A 19,835-nucleotide genomic window follows, 5' to 3' on the forward strand; every position below is an offset into this window, starting at 1 on the left:
AGACCGTAGTTTGTTTGTTCATTATAATACAAATAGTGAAGACTCACTAGTGTATGATAGAGATTAAAACAAGTTCTATCTCAGACGGTAGTCCAAAAGACACTTTTAGTGTAAAATAGAATGGAGTGTTTTAAGGAGGCTGGAAGTATGGATTTAAATCAAAAAGCCTTGGCGTTATGGAATGACGGCAAAGCTGCTGAAGCTTTAGAACTCTTATTCAGAGCGATTGATGAAGAACCAAGTGAAAAAGAAGGCTATTATAATCTGATCAGTTTATTGATTGCTGCTAAAAAGTTTGCAGATGCGAAAGCTGTCTTGGAGATGGCGGGTGAAAAATTTGCTGCAGAGGAGTCATTTCTATATGCTTATGGAAATTGGCACTATCAGCAACAGCACTATACTGAAGCATTGAACAATTACTTATCCGTGTTCCAACAACAAAAGAGTATTTTTAAAGGAGAAGCTGCTGCTATGATCGGGCAGTGTTATCTAGCTTTACACCAACCGAAATTAGCGTTAGCCTATTTGTTGGAAGCAGAAGTCTATCATCCAGAAGATACGATGATCTTGTTAATGATTGGAAATAGTTTGTTGCAGACAGAATCGTTTTTAGATGCAGAGAGCTATTTTGACAAAGTGATCGCATTGGATGAAAAAAATGCAGAAGCGTGGTTCAAAAAAGGATTAGCTAAAAGAGTCCTGCAGCAAGACCCTAAAGAGGGGAAAGATTGTTTGCAAAAAGCCAAACAATTGGATCCGAAACAGTTTTTGACTTATGCGCAGCAATTAAAAGAAATTGAATCAGTTGTCACTAAAAAAGAAGAGTAGCACGAAAATAAGAGCGTTGGGTAAGACGTGTGAGCTGCCTTACCCAACGCGTTTAAGAAACACGCAGAAAAGGGTGGAGAGAATTTGGATTTTCAAGAAGAGTTATTTGATGCAACAACAGAACCATATATCGTTGGGGGAGTTAAAGCGATCTTTTTTCAAAATCCGTCCAATTTTTATAAAGTGTTGTTGATTCAAATTACCGAAACCAATAGTGACTACAAAGAACAAGAAGTCGTGATTACCGGAAATTTTGGTCAGATCCAGGAAGAAGAAGTGTACCGTTTTTATGGGAAGTTAGTGGACCATCCTAAGTTTGGTGTGCAGTTTACTTCCAGCCGGTACCATCAAGAGAAACCAACTTCAGCTGAAGGAGTCATTGCCTATCTATCAAGCGATAAATTCCCAGGTATTGGAGAAAAAACGGCTGAAGCAATCGTGGATGCGTTGGGTGAAGAAGCGATTGATCGGATCAACGCAGATCCGAATGTCTTAGAACAGATTACTCAACTCAATCAAAAAAAACGCGATACGATTGTAGAAGTGATTCAGCAAAATAATGGCATGGAAAAAATCATTATCGGATTGAATCAATTTGGCTTTGGTAGTCAACTGGCATACAGCATCTATCAGACCTATCAAGAACAAACCTTAGAAGTGATCCAGGAAAATCCCTATCGTTTGCTGGAAGAGGTCGAGCATGTAGGATTTAAAAAAGCCGATGCAATTGCAGAACAATTAGGGTTTAAAGCTGATTCTCCGATGCGGATCAAAGCTGCTATTATGTTTTCATTAAATGAATTGTGCATGTCTAATGGAGATACGTATACAAATGCGGAAAATTTGCTTACCAAAACAATCGAAGTCTTGGAATCCAGTCGTTCTTTCTTGATTGAGCCTGAAAGCGTGGCAGATGAAGTCCTGCATTTGATCGAAGAAAACAAGCTGATTGAAGATGAGGGTAAATTGTATATCCGATCGTTGTTTGCTGCTGAATGGGGAATAGCGACTTCGATTGAACGGTTGTTGGAAAGCAAATCAAAAATCAATTACACCCAAGATATTGAAAAAGAAATCGCAATCGTCGAAAAAACATTTGCGATCCAATACGGCAATTCGCAAAAAGAGGCGATAAAAAAAGCGGTTCAATCTCCTGTGTTTATTTTGACGGGTGGTCCTGGGACAGGGAAGACAACCGTTTTAAATGGTATCGTGACCTTGTATGCTGAGTTAAATGGATTGTCGTTAGATGTCAATGATTATACGGAAGAGAAACCTTTTCCTATTTTGTTGGCGGCTCCTACGGGAAGAGCTGCGAAAAAGATGAATGAAGCGACCGGATTGCCGAGCAGTACCATTCATCGTTTATTAGGTTTGAATGGAACGGAAAATCCGGATAGCGAACAATCTGAAAAGGAATTGGATGGCGGATTATTGATCGTGGATGAGATGTCCATGGTGGATACTTGGCTGGCCAATCAATTGTTGAGAGCTGTTCCGAATCATATGCAGGTTTTATTTGTAGGAGATAAAGATCAATTGCCTTCTGTCGGTCCCGGCCAAGTGCTGCATGATTTACTTGCCAGCCAGAAAGTTCCGAGTATGGAGTTGAATGAGATCTACCGTCAAGGGGATGGTTCGTCGATTATCACTTTGGCGCACAATATTAAAAATGGAGAGCTGCCCAACGATTTTCAAAAACCGCAACGTGATCGATCGTTCTTCAATTGTTCCGCCTTTCAAATTGAAGAAGTGATTCGTCAAGTAGTGAGTAAAGCGAAATTAAAAGGCTTCACAGCTCAAGATATCCAAGTATTGGCGCCCATGTATCGTGGTCCAGCTGGGATTGATGCGTTGAATAAAATGCTGCAAGAAATTTTTAATCCCAACGATACTGGGCGCCGAAAAGAAGTAACGTTCAACAATAAAGTCTATCGTATCGGGGATAAAGTCCTGCAATTGGTCAACTACCCGGAAATGAATGTGTTCAACGGGGATATGGGTGAAATCGTCGGGATTTCTTACGCGAAAGAAACGGAAGATAAGGTAGATGAGCTGATTTTGCGGTTTGATGCCAATGAGGTCACTTACAAACGAAATGAATGGAATAAAATCACTTTAGCTTATTGTTGTTCGATCCATAAGTCTCAAGGTAGCGAGTTTAAAATGGTTATTTTGCCAATGGTGCGCAATTATCACCGGATGCTTCGGCGAGATTTATTGTACACGGCGATTACCAGAGCCAGTGAATTGCTGATCTTGTGCGGAGAGATTCCAGCTTTTCACGAAAGTGTGATGAAATCTTCTGCCAATCGGTTGACCACGTTGAAAGAGCGTATCACGGGTGAATCAGGGGAAGAACAAGCAACGACTGAAGCTCCAAAAGTGGAAAATGCGGCCGAAACTAGCGAATCAAGCAAACAAGTTGCTCCAACTTCAAGTGAAGAAACGCAAGCAGTGACCGTAGAAACAAAAGCTTCGAAGGTAGTCCTGGACTACCGCTTAACCGCCGCTAACATGAAAGAAATCGACCCCATGATCGGCATGGAAGGCATATCTCCTTATCAAATGTAATTCAAGAAAGATTCCTTTTTGAGAGTGACCTCCAAAAGTTAGAGTAAAATCTAATTTTTGGGGGTTATTTTCTATGCAAGATATAGGGAAGAGAGGAATTCAAGCTACCTTTGTTCAAGAATTTTTAAGAGTTCTTTGAGCGATTATTTATTAACGAAGAAACAAATCATCGCTGCTCGAATAGTATACGAGGGTGCTAGAGACAACTAGTAGCGCTATTGTTTTTGACTATTCTTCAAAGAAGGATTTATTTAATGTCTTCTTGATGAAGAATGAGGTTTGAACATCAAGAGTAAAACCATCTTGATGAAGAACGGGATAATGTAAGGAGCAAGCCTTCATTTACTCATTAAACAAATATTTCATTTCACGCTGAATAGAGCATTCCACACTATTCATTCCATTATTCACTCTATTAAAGATTAGCAGTGCCAACACCAACATAAATTTAGAAACGTGGAAATACATCAAATGGTACAACCTTGCTCGATCAAAAGCAAAATTGCCTGGACTAAGTTCGGTTAAATTCCAAACTCAAATCAGCCCATCAATTACATAATAAAAACTCTAACTTTTCAGGGTCAAGACCGAAAAGTTAGAGTTTTTTTATTGTAGTGTATGCTAAAGAAAATCAATCCATAAGAAAATACCCAACAGAATAATCAAGATAAAAACATAGCGCTTAAATTGTTGACTGGGGATTCGACTATACAAGAAGTTGCCTAGCCAAATAGCCAAAGCAATTGCTGGGAGTGAAAAGCCATACAAAATAAATAACTCTTTTGACCAAAATCCACCTAAAAAATGGCCAATAATAATCATCAGACTGGAAACCAAAAAATGAGCTTGTAACGTTTCTCTAAAAACAATTGGATCCCATTTTCGCATAGTACCATAGACTACTATAGGTATGCCATTCATATTGTACGCACTGCCCAACATACCAGCAGCAAAACCAAATGGTCCTGTACCCATCGGACCTTGCAGTTTTTTACCCAGTTTAGTCTGGTTAAGGTTTGGGTTAGAGAGGGAATAAATCCCATAAAGAATAAGAAAAATACTTAATATGGAAGTAATCAGTATTTTCGGAGCAAATTTGACCAGCCCTAAGCCGAATGGAATCCCTATTAGTGTAGCCAATGACAGTCGCCGTAAAACAGGCCGATCAACCTCTTTCCAACCTGAAAGAACAGTCAGTATGGCGACCGTAAATCCTGCTAACCCGATTAAAGAAACTGAAGTTGAAAAACTAATCGGCAATAAAGCCAATAATGGCATACTGACGACTGAGTCGCCAAATCCAAAAACAGCACGCATCAAAGAACCTAGAAAAACGACTCCGACCACCAGTAAAATAATTGTTGCATCCACAGAAATAAACTCCTTTTTGTCTCCCAATGAACAGGGATAAAGACATTTTGAACTAGATATTACAAGTCTTCATTTTACCATACTTGTTGAAAGATTAAGGCAAAAAAGAAAGAACCAAGAATAATCCTGGTCCTTGTGCGCGCTTTAGTGAGCAACAAACCAAAAGAGTCTTTTTACCGTACGGATGCTTAAATCAAAAGGAGTGTAGCCCAGTTCTTCTCCATCAGTTTGACCTTCGATTACGGACGAAACTGACAGGCGCATGTGTTCTCCTTTAAAGTAATGAACTGCCTCATCCTCTAAATGTTTACCAGTTGTAAAGAGAGTAAAGAAAAGTTTTAAAAACTTCCATCCAGAGATGCGTTCTACAACAATTAAATCCATTTTGCCATCTGTCAGAGCAGCTTTAGGAGAAATTTTGATTCCGCTGCCGAAGTAAGGATGATTATTTGTAGTGACTAAAAAAGCTCTCTCAAAGGATTCTTTTTTCCCATCTACATCGACCGCTAAAGGAAAGGGTTGTTGTCGTATAAAATGTGAAATCACTGCGGATAAATAAATCAACGAATGCAGTTTGAGTTTATTGAAGACTGTTTTGGAAGAAGAATGGTTGACTGCTTTGATAATCGAAGCGTCTAATCCAAGTCCGACGTTGTTAACGGTAAAACCTTGACGGTAAGTAGGGATATCCAGAAAAGCTAAAACATCCAGCTCTTTAGGTTCAGTTGCAGCCAAAATTTGTTCGAGAGCCTTTTTGGGATGATGGGAAATTCCAGCTCCGCGAGCAAAGTCGTTTCCGGATCCAGATGGGATATACCCTAAAGGAACAGAGGCGTAACGTTCTCCTAACCCATTCAGGCTTTCGTGAATTGTCCCGTCACCACCAATAACGATGATCAAGCCATCTTTAATGGACTGTTGGGCTATTTTTTGAGCGATATCAGCTGTGATTTTCGTGGTGTGTCCTGCATATTGACTCTCATGGACAAAAACAACCTTATCTTTTTGTTCTAAATATTGTTTGACTTGTTTCCCTATTTTTTCCCCTTTTCCTGAACCGGAATGAGGATTGATGATGAGATGAAATTCTTTAATCATTGACATATGTAGCTCCTACTAAATAAGTTAATATTTCTTAGTCGATCATGCTTTCATATTATAAACCAAAGAATCTAAAAAAGAAATCAGCTAATTAGTTGTTCCATTGAGCTGCCTCATCCTGCAAATGATTGAGCAGAATACATCTGAATTTGATAAATGCATGTTATGGTAAAGGTAACTCATTTTGTTGCTTGCCACAGCCAATAGGAAAGGATGAAGAATAGATGTCTAAAAAGCAAGTTGGAGGTTTAATTGTCTTATTTGGTGCCACAGGAGACTTAGCAATGCGGATGTTGTTGCCTGCCTTACACCAATTGTATCAACGGGGACTAGTTTCTGATAATTTTGCTCTATTAGGTGCATCACGAACACAAATGACAGATCAAGAGTTTCAAGAACTTGTGCGTAAATCCGTCGAGAACGGGCCTAATTTTGAGGAGTTAGATGAAAAGTTCTTTGAACATTGTCGTTACCAAGGAACGGATAATACGAATCTGGAAGATTTAAAACAGCTGCGTGAAAAAATAGAATTAGTAGCCAAAGAATTTGAAACACCAGATGAATACATTTATTACTACTCCATTGCTCCTGAATTGTATGACGAGACAACTACGAATATCCAAAAAGCAGAAATTACTGAATTGCCAGGGAATCATCGTGTAATTACGGAGAAACCATTTGGAGACAGTTTAGAGACTGCTGAAGAATATCACCGCTTATTATTGAAAGTATTTGATGAAGAAGATTTATACTTTATGGATCATTTTCCTGGAATGGATTTTGTACAAAATATTCTAGCCACACGATTTTACAATCCTTTGATTGAAGGTATCTGGAACAACAATTTTATTGAAAACGTACAAATTTCACTTCCTGAGAATTTATCTATTGGTACGCGCGGCAGTTTTTATGAGGAAAATGGCGCGTTGCTGGATATGTTCCAAAACCATTTATTACAAATACTCTCCATTGTGGCCATGGAATTACCAGCTGAATTAACTACCGAATCCATTCACAAAAATAAACTGACGCTTTTACAAAACTTACCGACATTCACCACAGAACAAGTGGAGCAAAAAGTCGTTCGCGGTCAGTACAAAGCTGACAGCGAAGGGAAGTACAAGAGTTACCGCAATGAAGAGAAGGTAGCTAGTGACAGTGATACGGATACTTATGTGGCGATTGAGTTATCGGTTGATGCACCACGATGGCAAGGGGTGCCTTTCTATTTACGAACAGGAAAAGCATTGATAGAGGATTATACAGCAATCGATATTTTGTTGAAATCGACCGATGCTGTTGATTCAGATGTAGCGACACGGATTACTTTTATGGCTGAGCCTGCACAAGGAGTATCACTGGTTCTGAACCAAAAAATGCCGAACAATGAGTATGAGCCGGTTAGCACATTTATCGGTCCTGATGAAAATACGTTCAAAGAATATTACATTGCCGATCCATATGAGAATATGATTTACGATGCTTTAGCAGGAGATCGAACTCATTTCTCTACTTACGAGGAAATCAAAGAACAATGGCGTATTACGGATAGTATTGTTGCTGCTTGGAAAGAATTACCAGAACCCGATTTTCCGAATTATCGTGCGCATACTTTTGGTCCAATTGAAGCAGAAGACTTACTGACAAAAAATAATCATGAATGGGTCAAACGTATTTAATAAATGGAAAAATTTGTAGATAAGGAGAAAAAATATGTCAATAAATTGGAAAGATTTTCTTTTACGCTCGTTAACATCGATTATTGGAATTACTTTAATCAGCCTTGGTTCTGCTCTCAGTGAATCAATGGACATGGGACTGGATCCCTTTACTGCAATGAATAGAGGAGCATCATCCCTATTGGGTTTTAGTTTAGGGAACTATCAACTCGTTGTGAATCTTATTATCTTAGCAGTCGTGTTTTTTATGAAACAATCGTTGATTGGGTGGGGGACCATATTTAACATGGTGTTAGTAGGATACCAAATCGATTTTTTCAAAAGTATGTTTGAAAATTACTTCGCAGTTGAAGAAATCAGTTTTGTTGTTCGAATAATCGTTACTATTATCGCTATATTGATTTTTACTCTAGGTGTAGCCGTTTATATGGACACAGACTTGGGTGTCTCGCCTTATGATGCGATAGCACCTCTTATAACCGATAGAACGGGATGGAGTTATACACCTGTTAGAATAGCACAGGATCTGATTGTAGTCGTTATATCCTTATTAGTTGGTGGTCCTGTTGGAGTAGCAACATTTATTACCGGTTTTTTTGCCGGGCCACTGATTACTTTCTTCTCAAAGAAGGTTTCTCAACCTCTTATGGACAAATTAGCAGAAGCTTCTCAATAATTTGATGAGAATTCATTCGCTGTGACAATGAAGGGGCAGTACTCTTTTGATAAATAGGATGCATGATGTTATTACCGGCAAAAGAACTCCTTAAGAAGCGCGTCAGTTTCAGTAGAAGAGGTTCAATCTGAATTGCCGCAAACAGAGCGAATTAACCCTGATGAAGGTAGTTTTGACACAAGCAGTAGAGAAGATTAAAGGTAAATTGGATTTGAACGATAATAAATAAGATAAAAGATGATTTTTGTGGAAACCTCCATCAGTGAATTCAAACCATTGATGGAGGTTTGTTTGTGGCTTTTTTTAATCTATTTGCCATCGAATTCAAATAAATGGTAAACTGAAAATATAAAAAAAATTCTATTGAATTCATATTGGAGGAGATCAATAAAATGAAAAAGCTAAAAGTTGTTGGTTTATCTTTAGGTCTATTGTTAGTGGTCGGTTGCGGGGCAGAATATCCGGCAGAGGAAAGCCATTTGGAAGGAGCGCTTTTTAGCGGACAAAGTAGTTCTGGGCAGCTGTTTTTTTCTGAAGGAACCTTACGAGTGATGAACAATGACCTTCAAGTTACACCAAGTACGGAACCAAGCGATATTGAAGAACTGGCACAAGAAGAAACGGCTATTCCATCAAATGGAGAATACGAGGTAGATGTTTCTGCTTCAGGTGATACATACGAAATTCAAACAGAAGACGGCTTCACGTTTACCTTAAAGCGCATTGGAGAACGTATTTTTGAAGATGAAGATGGCAACACATACAATACTGACGAGTATTTTGATTAGATTGAAAGAGACTAGAGTCCGTAAACCCGAAAAATCTGTTAATCTGCCAAATAAACTTTTTTGATTCAGACAAGCAGTTTTTAAAATTTTGCAATTGACATTCGGCAGGATATTTTCTATACTTTGTATGTTATAAAGGATATGTCAAATTTTAAACTTGCTTTGCAGAAAGGTTTTCCTTGGCTGAAAGAAAACCATCAAGCAAAATTGGACGCTCCCTTTTGAGATACAATAGAAATATTGTCGGTTCTCCCGTTATCGAGACTATAAGAGGTAATGAGTTGGTCGAATCCATTCATTGCAAGCAAGGTGGTACCGCGATGCGTCGTCCTTGTTTAGCAGTGGGAGATTGGGCTTTTTTTGTTGCCATTTTATCCAGAAAGCCCCATTTGAGGAAGCAAATAGAAGGAGTAGAAGAATATGAAACACATGACAAGTAAAGAAGTTCGTTCGTTATTTTTAGAATTTTTTGAATCAAAAGGACACAAGATTGAGCCAAGTGCTTCATTAGTTCCTATTGATGATCCCACTTTATTGTGGATCAATTCAGGAGTCGCAACACTGAAGAAATATTTTGACGGATCGGTGATTCCTGACAATCCTCGCATCACAAATTCGCAAAAAAGTATTCGTACCAATGATATTGAAAATGTAGGGAAAACAGCCCGCCATCATACTTTATTTGAAATGTTGGGAAACTTTTCCATCGGCGACTACTTCAAAGAAGAAGCGATCGTTTGGGCATGGGAATTCTTAACCGATGAAAAATGGTTAGGATTGGATCCTGACAAATTGTATGTAACGGTCTATCCTGAAGATGAAGAAGCCAAACAAATATGGAAAGAAAAAGTTGGCTTAGCTGATGACCATGTTGTTGATGTAGAAGACAACTTCTGGGATATCGGTGCTGGTCCAAGTGGTCCGGATTCTGAAATTTTCTATGATCGTGGCGAAAGATTCAACAACTTGGCTGAAGAGGATCCAGAAAATTACCCAGGTGGCGAAAATGAACGCTGGTTGGAAATTTGGAACTTAGTGTTTTCTGAATTCAACCACAAGCCAGATGACACTTATGAACCACTTCCGAACAAAAATATTGATACCGGTATGGGTCTTGAGCGTATTGTATCGATTATTCAAGATGCGCCGACAAACTTTGAAACAGATCTGTTTATGCCGATCATTCATACTGTAGAAGAAATGAGCCAAGGTAAAAAATACGGCGATAGCTCTGCGACAGACATCTCATTTAAAGTGATTGCAGACCACATTCGTGCTGTAACTTTTGCGGTTGGAGATGGCGCATTGCCTTCTAATGAAGGACGAGGCTATGTGTTGCGTCGTTTATTGCGTAGAGCGGTTATGCATGGGAAGAAATTAGGCATCGACAAAGCATTCTTCTACAAATTAGTTCCAATAGTAGGCAATATTATGGAAAGCCACTATCCAGAAATTTTAGAAAACCAAGACTTTATTGCGAAAGTGATTCGTATAGAAGAAGAACGATTCCACGAAACAATCAATGATGGATTAAGTATTTTAAATGATTTAGTGACTTCTTTAAAAGAAAGCGGCGAAAAAGAAATTGTCGGGACAGATATTTTCCGTTTGTATGACACTTATGGTTTCCCGGTAGAATTGACGGAAGAATACGCTGAAGAAGAAGGATTAGCTGTAGACCATAAAGGCTTTGAAGTAGCAATGAACGAACAAAGAGAACGTGCTCGTGCTGCTCGTAGCGATGAGACATCAATGGCCGTTCAAACGGGTCTATTTGCAGACGTTATTGAAGAAAGCCAGTTTGTTGGGTATAACCAAACAAGAAGCAAAGGGAAATTAGTGGTCGTGGCTACTGACACAGCTTTGACAGATACGGCTGAAGCTGGAGAAACCGTTCGCGTGATTTTTGATCAAACGCCTTTCTATGCCGAAATGGGTGGACAAGTTGCGGATACCGGTCTCATTTTAAATGCTGCTGATGAAGTGGTTGGTAAAGTAACCGATGTGAAAAAAGCACCAGCAGGTCAAACGTTGCATACAGTGGAAGTTGAAAAAGAGTTGGTAGCAGGCGAAACGTATGTATTAGCTGTTGACGAAGCAGCTCGACGCAAAATCACACGCAACCATACAGCTACTCACTTGTTGCACCAAGCGTTGAAAGACATTCTGGGCGAACACGCCAACCAAGCTGGGTCATTAGTAGCTCCGAACCATTTGCGTTTTGACTTCACTCACTTTGGTCAAATCACCAAGGAAGAATTAGACCAAATGGAACAGATCGTAAATGAAAAAATCTGGTCTTCTATCCCAGTCGAAACTGTTGAGACCGATATTGAAACGGCTAAAGACATGGGGGCTATGGCATTATTTGGAGAGAAATATGGCCAAGAAGTTCGTGTCGTAAATGTAGGCAATTACTCTATCGAGTTATGTGGTGGGGTGCACGTCATGAACACGAGCGATATCGGAATCTTCAAGATTGTTTCTGAATCCGGTATTGGTGCAGGAGTTCGTCGCATCGAAGCGGTAACGAGTGAGGCAGCTTATCGTTTGATCAACGAAAACCAGACTTATTTGGAAGAAGTGGGCGCATTAACAAAAGCACAACAATTGAAAGACGTTGTGAAAAAAGTGGAACAATTGCAAGCTGAAGTTAGAGACTGGAAAAAAGAAAACGAGTCATTGCAAGCAAAATTAGCCAATAACCAAGCGGCTGATATCTTTAACGAGGTTGAAGTAGTAAACGGCATAACAGTGATTGCAGCTCAAGTCGATGTCAAAGACATGAATCAATTGCGCCAATTAGCTGACCAATGGAAACAAAAAGCTTCTTCTAATGTTCTTGTGTTAGGATTAGTGAAAGATGGAAAAGTCAACTTATTGACAGCTGTTGATGAAGAAACCGTCAAAAAAGGCTTGAAAGCCGGAGACCTAATCAAAACAATCGCTCCATTTGTAGGCGGTGGCGGTGGCGGACGTCCTGACATGGCTCAAGCTGGTGGAAAGAATCCAGACGGCTTACAAGATGCTTTGGCTAAAGCAGCTGAATGGGTAAGAGAAAAAAGCGAATAATTTGGAAATGAAATAATAAGAAGTCCTATAGAGTCTGCCGATAGCGAGTGGCCTATAGGACTTTTTTTGTTGGTTGATTATGCATGAGTTCGCTTCAATGTGTTCAGTAGTCTATGAAAAGTAGGAATGGCTTTGAGAACGAAGCTAGGGGCCATTTGGTTTTTCAAAAACCTTTGAATGGCTCTGAGAACGGAGATAAGAGCCATTTGTGCTTTCGAAAACCTTTGAATGGCTCTGAGAACGAAGATAAGAGCCATTTGTGCTTTCAAAAAAAGTTAAAATAGCTCTAAGAGCAGGGATTGGAGTCCTCATGGTACCTCGAAATAGTCAGTAAGTATCTGAGCATTGTTTTTAGTCTTAAATATTTAATCCATAGAAAAAAGAAGAGATAAAAAACGTATATTACTATGTATCCAATATAAGGGGCTTTCTTTGCAATAATTTTGTGATGAGGTAACCTAGTATATAGAAGGCAAGGCATACTAAAGCACAATACAATGGAGGGGAACCATTAAAAGAATAGAATTAAATCTGAAAAGAACGTAGAAGAGTAGTTTAAAGAGTAATTTGTATGGTAAAATAGATTTGTAATATCATTTTTTTGAATAGCATTGTAGTTTGCATGAGTTTCTTGTAAAATAAAAGATGTAGTTAACAGAAATAGAGGTGTAAATGATGGGCACAAAAGATGAAACAGTCCGCTTCAATGTTCCAGAGAACAGTGAAAAAGATGTTAAAGAAACATTATCTATTGTATATAAAGCACTGAAGGAAAAAGGATACAGTCCGATTAATCAAATCGTTGGTTATCTTCTGTCTGGAGATCCAGCCTATATTCCACGTCACAATGACGCAAGAAATTTAATTAAACGTCATGAACGTGATGAAATCGTGGAAGAGTTGGTGAAAAGTTACATGGACAAGAGTGTAAACGAAGATTGATGAGAATAATGGGGCTAGACGTAGGTTCTAAGACAGTTGGTGTCGCAGTGAGTGATCCGTTTGGTTGGACTGCTCAAGGTGTTGAAATCGTTAAAATCGATGAAGAAAATGAAGTGTTTGGGTTGGAAAGAATCGGTGAATTGATCAAACAATATGAAATTGCTAAAATTGTGGTCGGTTTGCCAAAAAATATGAACAACTCTATTGGTCCCCGTGCGGAAGCTTCGCTATCGTATGGAAAAATGCTGACCGAAGCTTTTAATCTTCCCATTGAGTTTCAAGACGAGCGATTAACGACTGTTCAAGCAGAGCGCATGCTAATTGAAGAAGGCAATACGTCACGTAAAAAGAGAAAAAAAGTCATTGATAAAGTGGCAGCTGTGATGATTTTACAAAATTATTTGGATGGTCATCACAACTAGCTTTTTTGTCTGTGTTAGGGTAAACTAATAAAGTTAATTTGGTAAAAAGAGAGGAGCCTAATTTATGGCACACGAACACAATCATGATCATGACCACGACCACCACGATCACGAACACATTACAATAATCGATGAACAAGGAAACGAAGAGTTATACGAGATTTTATTCACTTTTGATTCAGATGATTTTGAAAAATCTTATGTATTGGTTTATCCAGCTAGTGCTTCTGAAGGAGAAGAAGTTGAATTATCTGCTTTTTCATTCGTTCAAGAAGAAGACGGCAAACAAGGACAATTAGGACCTATTGAAACAGAAGAAGAATGGGACATGATTGAAGAAGTCTTAAATACTTTTATGGCTGATGAAGACGAAGCATAAGTCGCTTATTACAGTCCACGCTAAAAGCTGACAATATTGTTGGCTTTTTTTGTTCTATTTAATAGTCATATCATGTATAATGGTAAAGGTTAAGCCAGTAGATTACATAGAAATCGGTTTTAAATCCACTATCAGGTTATAAGATAAAGAGCCTGAGCTTTTTGCTGGAAGAACATTCAGCACTGAATAAAGGCAGCTAAATAGCGCTTTGTGGATGATTGGAGTGTTGAATTCCAGAAATTAAATGTGATTACTCTTATGATTAGCATAGAAAATGAGCTAGTCCCCAGCACTAATTTAGGAGGGAATTTGTTGAAAGATACTAATCAGGGAAAAAAGAATCAACAGTTAGATGGAAGACTAAAGAAGGAACAAAAAGAAAAAAGCGTCGTGACGAAAATTGTGTTGAGTATCGTGGCTGTTTTAATGGTTCTTTTAGTTGTTCTAGGTGTATCGGCATATAACTTTTATACATCCTCTATTGAACCTCTTGATCCAACCAGTGAAGAAGAAATTCAAGTGGAAATTCCAAGTGGATCTTCTCCCACCAGTATTGCGCGCATTCTGGAAGAAAATGGGATTATTAAAAGTGCTTCAGTATTTAATGTATATACTCGTTTAAATAACGAAGGACAGTTTAAAGCTGGGTATTATCTTATGTCGCCATCAATGACGATTGACAATGTCATTGATTCTTTACAAGAGGGTGGAACGGATTTTCCTGCAGATTCTGTTGAAAGAATTACGGTACCAGAAGGGTATACGATTACTCAGATAGCTGACATCGTTGGAGAAAGAACTCCCTACAGCGCTGAAGAGTTTATGGCGTTGATTGAGAATGAAGAATTCCAACAGCAACTGCTGACTCAATATCCAGCATTATTGACGGATGTTTTTGAAGCAGAAGGAGTCAGGTATGTGTTAGAAGGCTATTTATTCCCGGCTACTTATGAATTCCATGAAGAGATGTCTTTAGAAGAAATTGTGCAAGGTATGGTTGCTAAAATGAATGAAGTAATGCAACAGTATTATGCGCAAATTGAAGAACAAGGACAGACGGTTCATGAAATATTGACGATCGCTTCATTAGTTGAAAGAGAAGGCCTCAGTTACGAAGACCGGACTCAGATTGCAGATGTTTTCTATAATCGGATTGAGATCGGTATGCCGTTGCAAACAGACATTTCCGTATTGTATTCTCTTGATACTCATAAAGAACGAGTTTCTCATGATGATTTGGAAGTTGATTCACCTTATAATCTGTACCAAAATACAGGAATGGGACCTGGTCCGTTCAATAGCCCAAGTGAAGAAAGCATCAGAGCGACTATTAATCCGGCAGACACTGATTATTTATACTTCCTTGCTGATATAGATACACAAAAAGTTTATTTTGCTGAAACCTATCAACAACATTTGGAATACAAACGTGAATATGTAGACAATTGATGATCGAATCTTTTGGTGAATAGAAGTAAGTTGTTTAGTAAGAATAGAAAAAAAGATAGAGGCTGGAAGAACTTTCCAGCTTTTTTAAATGAAAAGGGGCAAATGCAATGAATAAATTAACAAAACCTATCGTTATTGGGGTGACAGGAGGTTCAGGTAGCGGGAAAACAAGTGTTAGCCGAGCGATTTTTGATCATTTTTCTGGTCATTCTATCTTAATGTTGGAACAAGATTTCTATTATAAGGATCAAAGTGAGCTTTCATTTGAAGAACGCTTAAAAACCAATTATGATCATCCTTTTGCATTTGATACAGAGCTGTTAGTTCAACATTTGCATGATTTGATTGAATTTAAAGCGATCGATAAACCGGTCTATGATTATTCTAGACATACTCGTAGTGATAAAATCATTCATCAAGAACCAAAAGAAGTGATTATTGTAGAAGGAATCTTGATTTTAGATGATCCGAAATTGCGTGAATTGATGGACATAAAAGTTTACGTGGACACAGATGATGATATTCGTATCATTCGTCGTATCAAACGAGATATAGAAGAGCGTGGTCGTACGTTGGATTCTGTTATTGAACAGTATTTAAATGTGGTTAAACCGATGCACAATCAATTTGTAGAACCGACAAAGCGTTATGCGGACATTGTGATTCCTGAAGGTGGTCGCAATCAAGTGGCAATTGACTTAATGACGACTAAAATTCATAGTATCATTGATTACCGAGAATAATACAATTGTGTATTTGTATTTCTTACGAAAGAAAGTTAGCCCCTAAATAAGACTAAAACTTTAAAGAATTTCCTAAAAGAACCAAAATTAATTTATTTGTTATTTACAATTGCTTTGTGTCGTGGTATCTTGTCATTATTATAAATATACAAGCATTGATGACGCTACCAATTTGAGTAGCTTAACTTAGAGGAGAGAAATATAATGATTGAACGCGTATACCCTATGACAATTGAAGGTAAAGAAAAATTAGAAGAAGAATTAGATCTGTTAAAAACAGAAAAACGAAAAGAAATTATTGAGCGAATCAAAATCGCTCGCAGTTTCGGAGATTTGTCTGAAAACTCTGAATACGAATCAGCTAAAGATGAACAAGCATTTGTAGAAGGCAGAATTACTCGTCTAGAGACAATGCTGCGTTTTGCTGAAATTATTGATAGTTCAGAAACAGCTGCTGATGAAGTTTCACTAGGTAAAAGAGTAACATTTATTGAATTACCAGATGGTGATGAAGAAGAGTACTTTATCGTTGGTAGTGCAGAAGCTGATCCGTTTAACGGAAAAATCTCAAACGATTCACCAATTGCTAAATCATTGATTGGTAAAAAGGTCGGAGAAGAAGTCGTTATTCAAACTCCAGGTGGAGATATGACAATTAAAATTACGAATGTTGAATTTGCTTAATTCTTTATTCTGTTTTACATGCAGCTGCCCTTTTTCATAAAGGGGCAGCTTTTTTGAATTTAGAATGATTGTCTATCAGTCTTAAGTCGTAGATGAATTTCCTGCTTTAGAACACTATATGTTTTTTAGAGAAAACGGTATACTGTAGGAAGAGAAATTGAACGTTCTAAAGAATAGGACAGTAAGAAGGAGATACAGCAAATGAGAAGCCATTGGAAATTTTTCTTGACCGTAGAAGCCTTATTGATTATTTGGTTTTTCTATCAATTGACCACTAATTTATTTATGGCTGTATTAGCTATTAGTGGGATAATCATGCTGGTTACCACTAGCCAATCTAAAAAGGAAAATAAGATCCCCTCTTATTTAGTAGGTGTTTTTCTACTATCGTTTGCGGTACTGTCTACTAGTGCTTTTTGGATCATCGTGTTGTTCACTTTTATGTTTATCGCAATCAAAGACAATGGAATCTTCATGAATAATCTGAGCGGTAAATTATTTAAAAAAGCACCTTGGAATGAAAAAGACATCATTGTAGTGGAAGCAGCAGAACAAACTCCAAAAAACGGTAAACGAAAAAAACAGGATTGGATCGGTCATCATAAAATTGGGCAATCGATTTTCGAATGGGATGATATCAATTTTTCCATCTTAATGGGTGATACTATTGTAGATTTGGGAAACACGTTTCTTCCAAAAGCAGAAAGTTATATCGTTATTCGTAAAGGATTTGGAAAGACACGCATTTTAGTTCCTAAAGGTGTCGGTGTAATGATTGAACACAGTGCAATCAAAGGAAAGGTGCTATTTGAGACAGAAGAGCTTTCTTTGGTAAATGAATCAGTCAAAATGTACAGTAAGGACTATGATCTTCATAACCGGAAATTAAAAGTTATCACTTCTGTAGGGGTGGGAGATTTAGAGGTGATCGCCATATGAATAAAAAGGCAACTGGGAAATTGTTCTTTTTGGCCTTTGGTTTAGCCTTTTTGATTTTATTTTTTGTAACGGCTTCTTTTAGTTACACCGTTTACCCGGACACTTGGTATGTTGAATTAGTAACGAGACATTTTTTTTACATTCCTATTTTCTTGTATTTATTTGTACTGGCTGGAATCATAGCCGCAATTATTGCTTTATATGGTTATATTTCGATTCGTAAACAAAATAAGCAATTGTTTAAGCTGTTAGAAGAATTGGCTAATGGAAATTATGAAGCTGTTGCATTTCAAAAACCTTTAGATAATGATTTTTATTCTTTATCCGCCATAGAGCTCCTTGAAAAGGATATAGATGTGATTCGAGAGAAGTTATTGGAATTGTCTCGAGAAGTACAAAAGAGCAGCAATCTGCCTAAATTTGTAGATGGTCAGACTAAAGAAGAAATACTGGAGCAAGAGCGTCACCGCTTAGCACGGGAATTACATGATTCTGTCAGTCAACAGTTATTTGCTGCAATGATGATGCTATCTGCCTTAAATCAACAATTAGCTGGCGCAGATGACGCTACTCGTAAACAAATGGATATGATTGAGAGAATCATCAATGAAGCTCAATCAGAAATGAGAGCGTTGCTCCTTCATTTAAGACCAGTGAATCTAGAAGGTAAGAGCTTGAAGCAGGGCATCGAACAATTATTAAAGGAGTTGAGTACAAAAATCCAGATTCAATTGTCTTGGTCAGTGGCTGATATATCTCTGCCTAAAGGAATCGAAGATCATCTGTTCCGTATCGTTCAAGAATTGTTGTCGAATACATTACGGCACGCGAAAGCCCACGAGTTGGAGGTGTATTTGGATAATGTAGACAATACAGTGTCTTTGAGAGTGATGGATGATGGAGTAGGATTCGATCCGCAGAAAAAGACGGTAGGAAGTTATGGGTTGCAAAATATCCGTGAGCGAGTAATTGGAATGGGTGGAACTTGTAAAATCATCAGCTTTTCAGGAAAAGGAACAAGTATTGAGATCAAAATACCAGTCATTAAGGAGAGTGAAATGAATCATGATTAAAGTGTTATTGGTAGATGACCATGAAATGGTGCGACTTGGTTTGTCGTCTTATTTAACGATTCAATCGGATATTGAAGTTATCGGGGAAGCGGAAAATGGAAAAATAGGTTATGAAAAAGCCCTATCGCTTAAGCCAGACATTATTTTAATGGATCTGGTCATGGATGAAATGAACGGGATTGAATCTACACAAAGTATATTAAAAGACTGGCCTGAAGCAAAAATCATTATTTTGACGAGCTTTATTGATGATGAAAAAGTATATCCTGCTTTGGAAGCAGGAGCATCCAGTTATATCCTGAAGACGTCAACTGCAAACGATATCGCTGTTGCTATCCGCAATACATACAAAGGGGAATCTGTTTTAGAGCCTGAAGTAACTGGAAAAATGATGGAGCGTTTTTCTAAGAAGCAAGAACATAAATTACATGATGATTTAACGAGCCGCGAAAGAGAGATTTTGTTATTGATCGCTCAGGGTAAATCGAATCAAGATATAGCTGATGAGCTCTTTATTACATTAAAAACGGTCAAAACACATGTGTCCAATATCCTCTCAAAACTTGAAGTAGATGATCGCACACAAGCAACGATCTATGCGTTTAAAAATCAGTTGATTGAATAAAGGGATAAAGAAAGTGGTTCTTTTTTATCTCAGGTGTAAAGTTTTATTTTCTGTGATAAACTGAAGATAAGCAAATCACTGAGAGGGGGATCACAGGGATTCGGTTCCTGTGTAAATAAAATGAAAATAGATGTGACAAAAGCAGCACAACAATGGTTTCAAGAGGAGTTAGGTTTATCGGAAGGTTCAGGAATCCATTTTTCTGGAAAGGTTTACGGTAAAACAGAAGTACACGAAGGTTTTTCAGTGGGAATGGCTGTAGATAAACCTGGTTCTGATGTAATGGTTTCTACCGAAATAAATGGTGTCGTTTACTATATCAATAATCATGATGACTGGTTTTTTAGCGGATACGATCTAGAAGTGGATTATGATGCTGAAAGAGACGAACCGGTTTATCATTTTAATGAGCAGAGCGCGTAACAAATTAATACAACTAAACCAAAAAAAAAGGAATTGAGCTGTTTAGCTCAATTCCTTTTTTATTCTT

The 19,835-nt window shown here is 38.0% G+C and carries 20 protein-coding genes; 18 read left to right on the plus strand and 2 right to left on the minus strand.

Translation table 11 applies throughout. The features are described 5' to 3' along the window. Positions 1–147: 147 nt before the first annotated feature. From ACEN36_RS01015 to ACEN36_RS01025, 3 genes are all read left to right on the plus strand, one after another. Positions 148–828 (plus strand): tetratricopeptide repeat protein, encoded by a 681-nt coding sequence (locus ACEN36_RS01015; protein WP_407125787.1) that lies wholly within the window; start codon positions 148–150, stop codon positions 826–828. An 84-nt stretch (positions 829–912) separates the two neighbouring features. Further along, positions 913–3,402: an ATP-dependent RecD-like DNA helicase gene (locus ACEN36_RS01020; RefSeq protein WP_407125788.1), complete on the plus strand. Its 2,490-nt coding sequence runs from the start codon at positions 913–915 to the stop codon at positions 3,400–3,402. 442 nt (positions 3,403–3,844) lie between these two features. Then, the gene (locus ACEN36_RS01025; RefSeq protein WP_407101788.1) at positions 3,845–3,961 is read left to right on the plus strand and encodes an IS3 family transposase; all 117 of its coding nucleotides are present in this window, start codon (positions 3,845–3,847) and stop codon (positions 3,959–3,961) included. Between the two features lie 62 nt (positions 3,962–4,023). On the opposite strand, the gene ACEN36_RS01030 is transcribed toward ACEN36_RS01025, so the two are convergent. Together ACEN36_RS01030 and ACEN36_RS01035 are read right to left on the minus strand one after the other, a co-directional pair. Beyond that, positions 4,024–4,773: a sulfite exporter TauE/SafE family protein gene (locus ACEN36_RS01030; protein WP_407095468.1), complete on the minus strand. Its 750-nt coding sequence runs from the start codon at positions 4,771–4,773 to the stop codon at positions 4,024–4,026. Positions 4,774–4,917: 144 nt separating this feature from the next. After that, positions 4,918–5,877: a diacylglycerol/lipid kinase family protein gene (locus tag ACEN36_RS01035; RefSeq protein WP_407095467.1), complete on the minus strand. Its 960-nt coding sequence runs from the start codon at positions 5,875–5,877 to the stop codon at positions 4,918–4,920. A 221-nt stretch (positions 5,878–6,098) separates the two neighbouring features. Between ACEN36_RS01035 and zwf the strand changes: the two genes are divergently transcribed. The 15 genes from zwf to ACEN36_RS01110 all read left to right on the plus strand — a co-directional run bounded on the left by zwf (position 6,099) and on the right by ACEN36_RS01110 (position 19,768). Next, positions 6,099–7,553 carry a glucose-6-phosphate dehydrogenase gene (gene zwf, locus ACEN36_RS01040; RefSeq protein ID WP_407125789.1) on the plus strand — a complete coding sequence of 485 codons (1,455 nt, stop codon included), beginning with the start codon at positions 6,099–6,101 and terminating at the stop codon, positions 7,551–7,553. Positions 7,554–7,587: 34 nt separating this feature from the next. Next, positions 7,588–8,229, plus strand: coding sequence for a YczE/YyaS/YitT family protein (locus ACEN36_RS01045; protein ID WP_407095465.1), 642 nt, complete (start codon positions 7,588–7,590; stop codon positions 8,227–8,229). A 392-nt stretch (positions 8,230–8,621) separates the two neighbouring features. Beyond that, the gene (locus ACEN36_RS01050; protein ID WP_407095464.1) at positions 8,622–9,017 is read left to right on the plus strand and encodes a hypothetical protein; all 396 of its coding nucleotides are present in this window, start codon (positions 8,622–8,624) and stop codon (positions 9,015–9,017) included. A 221-nt stretch (positions 9,018–9,238) separates the two neighbouring features. Continuing rightward, the gene (locus tag ACEN36_RS01055) at positions 9,239–9,457 is read left to right on the plus strand and encodes a hypothetical protein (RefSeq protein ID WP_407095463.1); all 219 of its coding nucleotides are present in this window, start codon (positions 9,239–9,241) and stop codon (positions 9,455–9,457) included. Beyond that, positions 9,438–12,089 carry an alanine--tRNA ligase gene (alaS, locus tag ACEN36_RS01060; protein WP_407125790.1) on the plus strand — a complete coding sequence of 884 codons (2,652 nt, stop codon included), beginning with the start codon at positions 9,438–9,440 and terminating at the stop codon, positions 12,087–12,089. Before ACEN36_RS01055 ends, alaS begins: the two co-directional genes overlap by 20 nt. 675 nt (positions 12,090–12,764) lie before the next feature. After that, positions 12,765–13,031 (plus strand): IreB family regulatory phosphoprotein, encoded by a 267-nt coding sequence (locus ACEN36_RS01065; RefSeq protein WP_407095567.1) that lies wholly within the window; start codon positions 12,765–12,767, stop codon positions 13,029–13,031. Beyond that, on the plus strand, positions 13,031–13,453 hold the full coding sequence (gene ruvX, locus ACEN36_RS01070) for a Holliday junction resolvase RuvX (RefSeq protein ID WP_407095566.1): 423 nt from the start codon (positions 13,031–13,033) through the stop codon (positions 13,451–13,453). Before ACEN36_RS01065 ends, ruvX begins: the two co-directional genes overlap by 1 nt. 64 nt (positions 13,454–13,517) lie before the next feature. Then, on the plus strand, positions 13,518–13,832 hold the full coding sequence (locus ACEN36_RS01075; RefSeq protein WP_407095461.1) for a DUF1292 domain-containing protein: 315 nt from the start codon (positions 13,518–13,520) through the stop codon (positions 13,830–13,832). A 312-nt stretch (positions 13,833–14,144) separates the two neighbouring features. Further along, on the plus strand, positions 14,145–15,281 hold the full coding sequence (mltG, locus tag ACEN36_RS01080; RefSeq protein WP_407095460.1) for an endolytic transglycosylase MltG: 1,137 nt from the start codon (positions 14,145–14,147) through the stop codon (positions 15,279–15,281). 107 nt (positions 15,282–15,388) lie between these two features. Then, positions 15,389–16,024: a uridine kinase gene (gene udk / locus ACEN36_RS01085; protein WP_407095459.1), complete on the plus strand. Its 636-nt coding sequence runs from the start codon at positions 15,389–15,391 to the stop codon at positions 16,022–16,024. A 204-nt stretch (positions 16,025–16,228) separates the two neighbouring features. Next, a complete protein-coding gene (greA, locus tag ACEN36_RS01090; RefSeq protein ID WP_407101668.1) occupies positions 16,229–16,708 on the plus strand; it encodes a transcription elongation factor GreA in 480 nt (159 codons plus the stop codon). A gap of 201 nt (positions 16,709–16,909) precedes the next feature. Next, the gene (liaF, locus tag ACEN36_RS01095; protein WP_407095457.1) at positions 16,910–17,647 is read left to right on the plus strand and encodes a cell wall-active antibiotics response protein LiaF; all 738 of its coding nucleotides are present in this window, start codon (positions 16,910–16,912) and stop codon (positions 17,645–17,647) included. Continuing rightward, complete coding sequence (locus ACEN36_RS01100) at positions 17,644–18,720, plus strand: sensor histidine kinase (RefSeq protein WP_407101670.1); 1,077 nt, start codon at positions 17,644–17,646, stop codon at positions 18,718–18,720. Before liaF ends, ACEN36_RS01100 begins: the two co-directional genes overlap by 4 nt. Beyond that, on the plus strand, positions 18,713–19,345 hold the full coding sequence (locus ACEN36_RS01105; protein WP_407095455.1) for a response regulator: 633 nt from the start codon (positions 18,713–18,715) through the stop codon (positions 19,343–19,345). The genes ACEN36_RS01100 and ACEN36_RS01105 overlap by 8 nt, the downstream gene beginning before the upstream one ends. Before the next feature lie 120 nt (positions 19,346–19,465). Further along, a complete protein-coding gene (locus tag ACEN36_RS01110; protein ID WP_407095454.1) occupies positions 19,466–19,768 on the plus strand; it encodes a HesB/YadR/YfhF family protein in 303 nt (100 codons plus the stop codon). Positions 19,769–19,835: the final 67 nt, after the last annotated feature.

The organism is Desemzia sp. FAM 23989, from assembly GCF_045528345.1.
GTDB lineage: Bacteria > Bacillota > Bacilli > Lactobacillales > Carnobacteriaceae > Desemzia.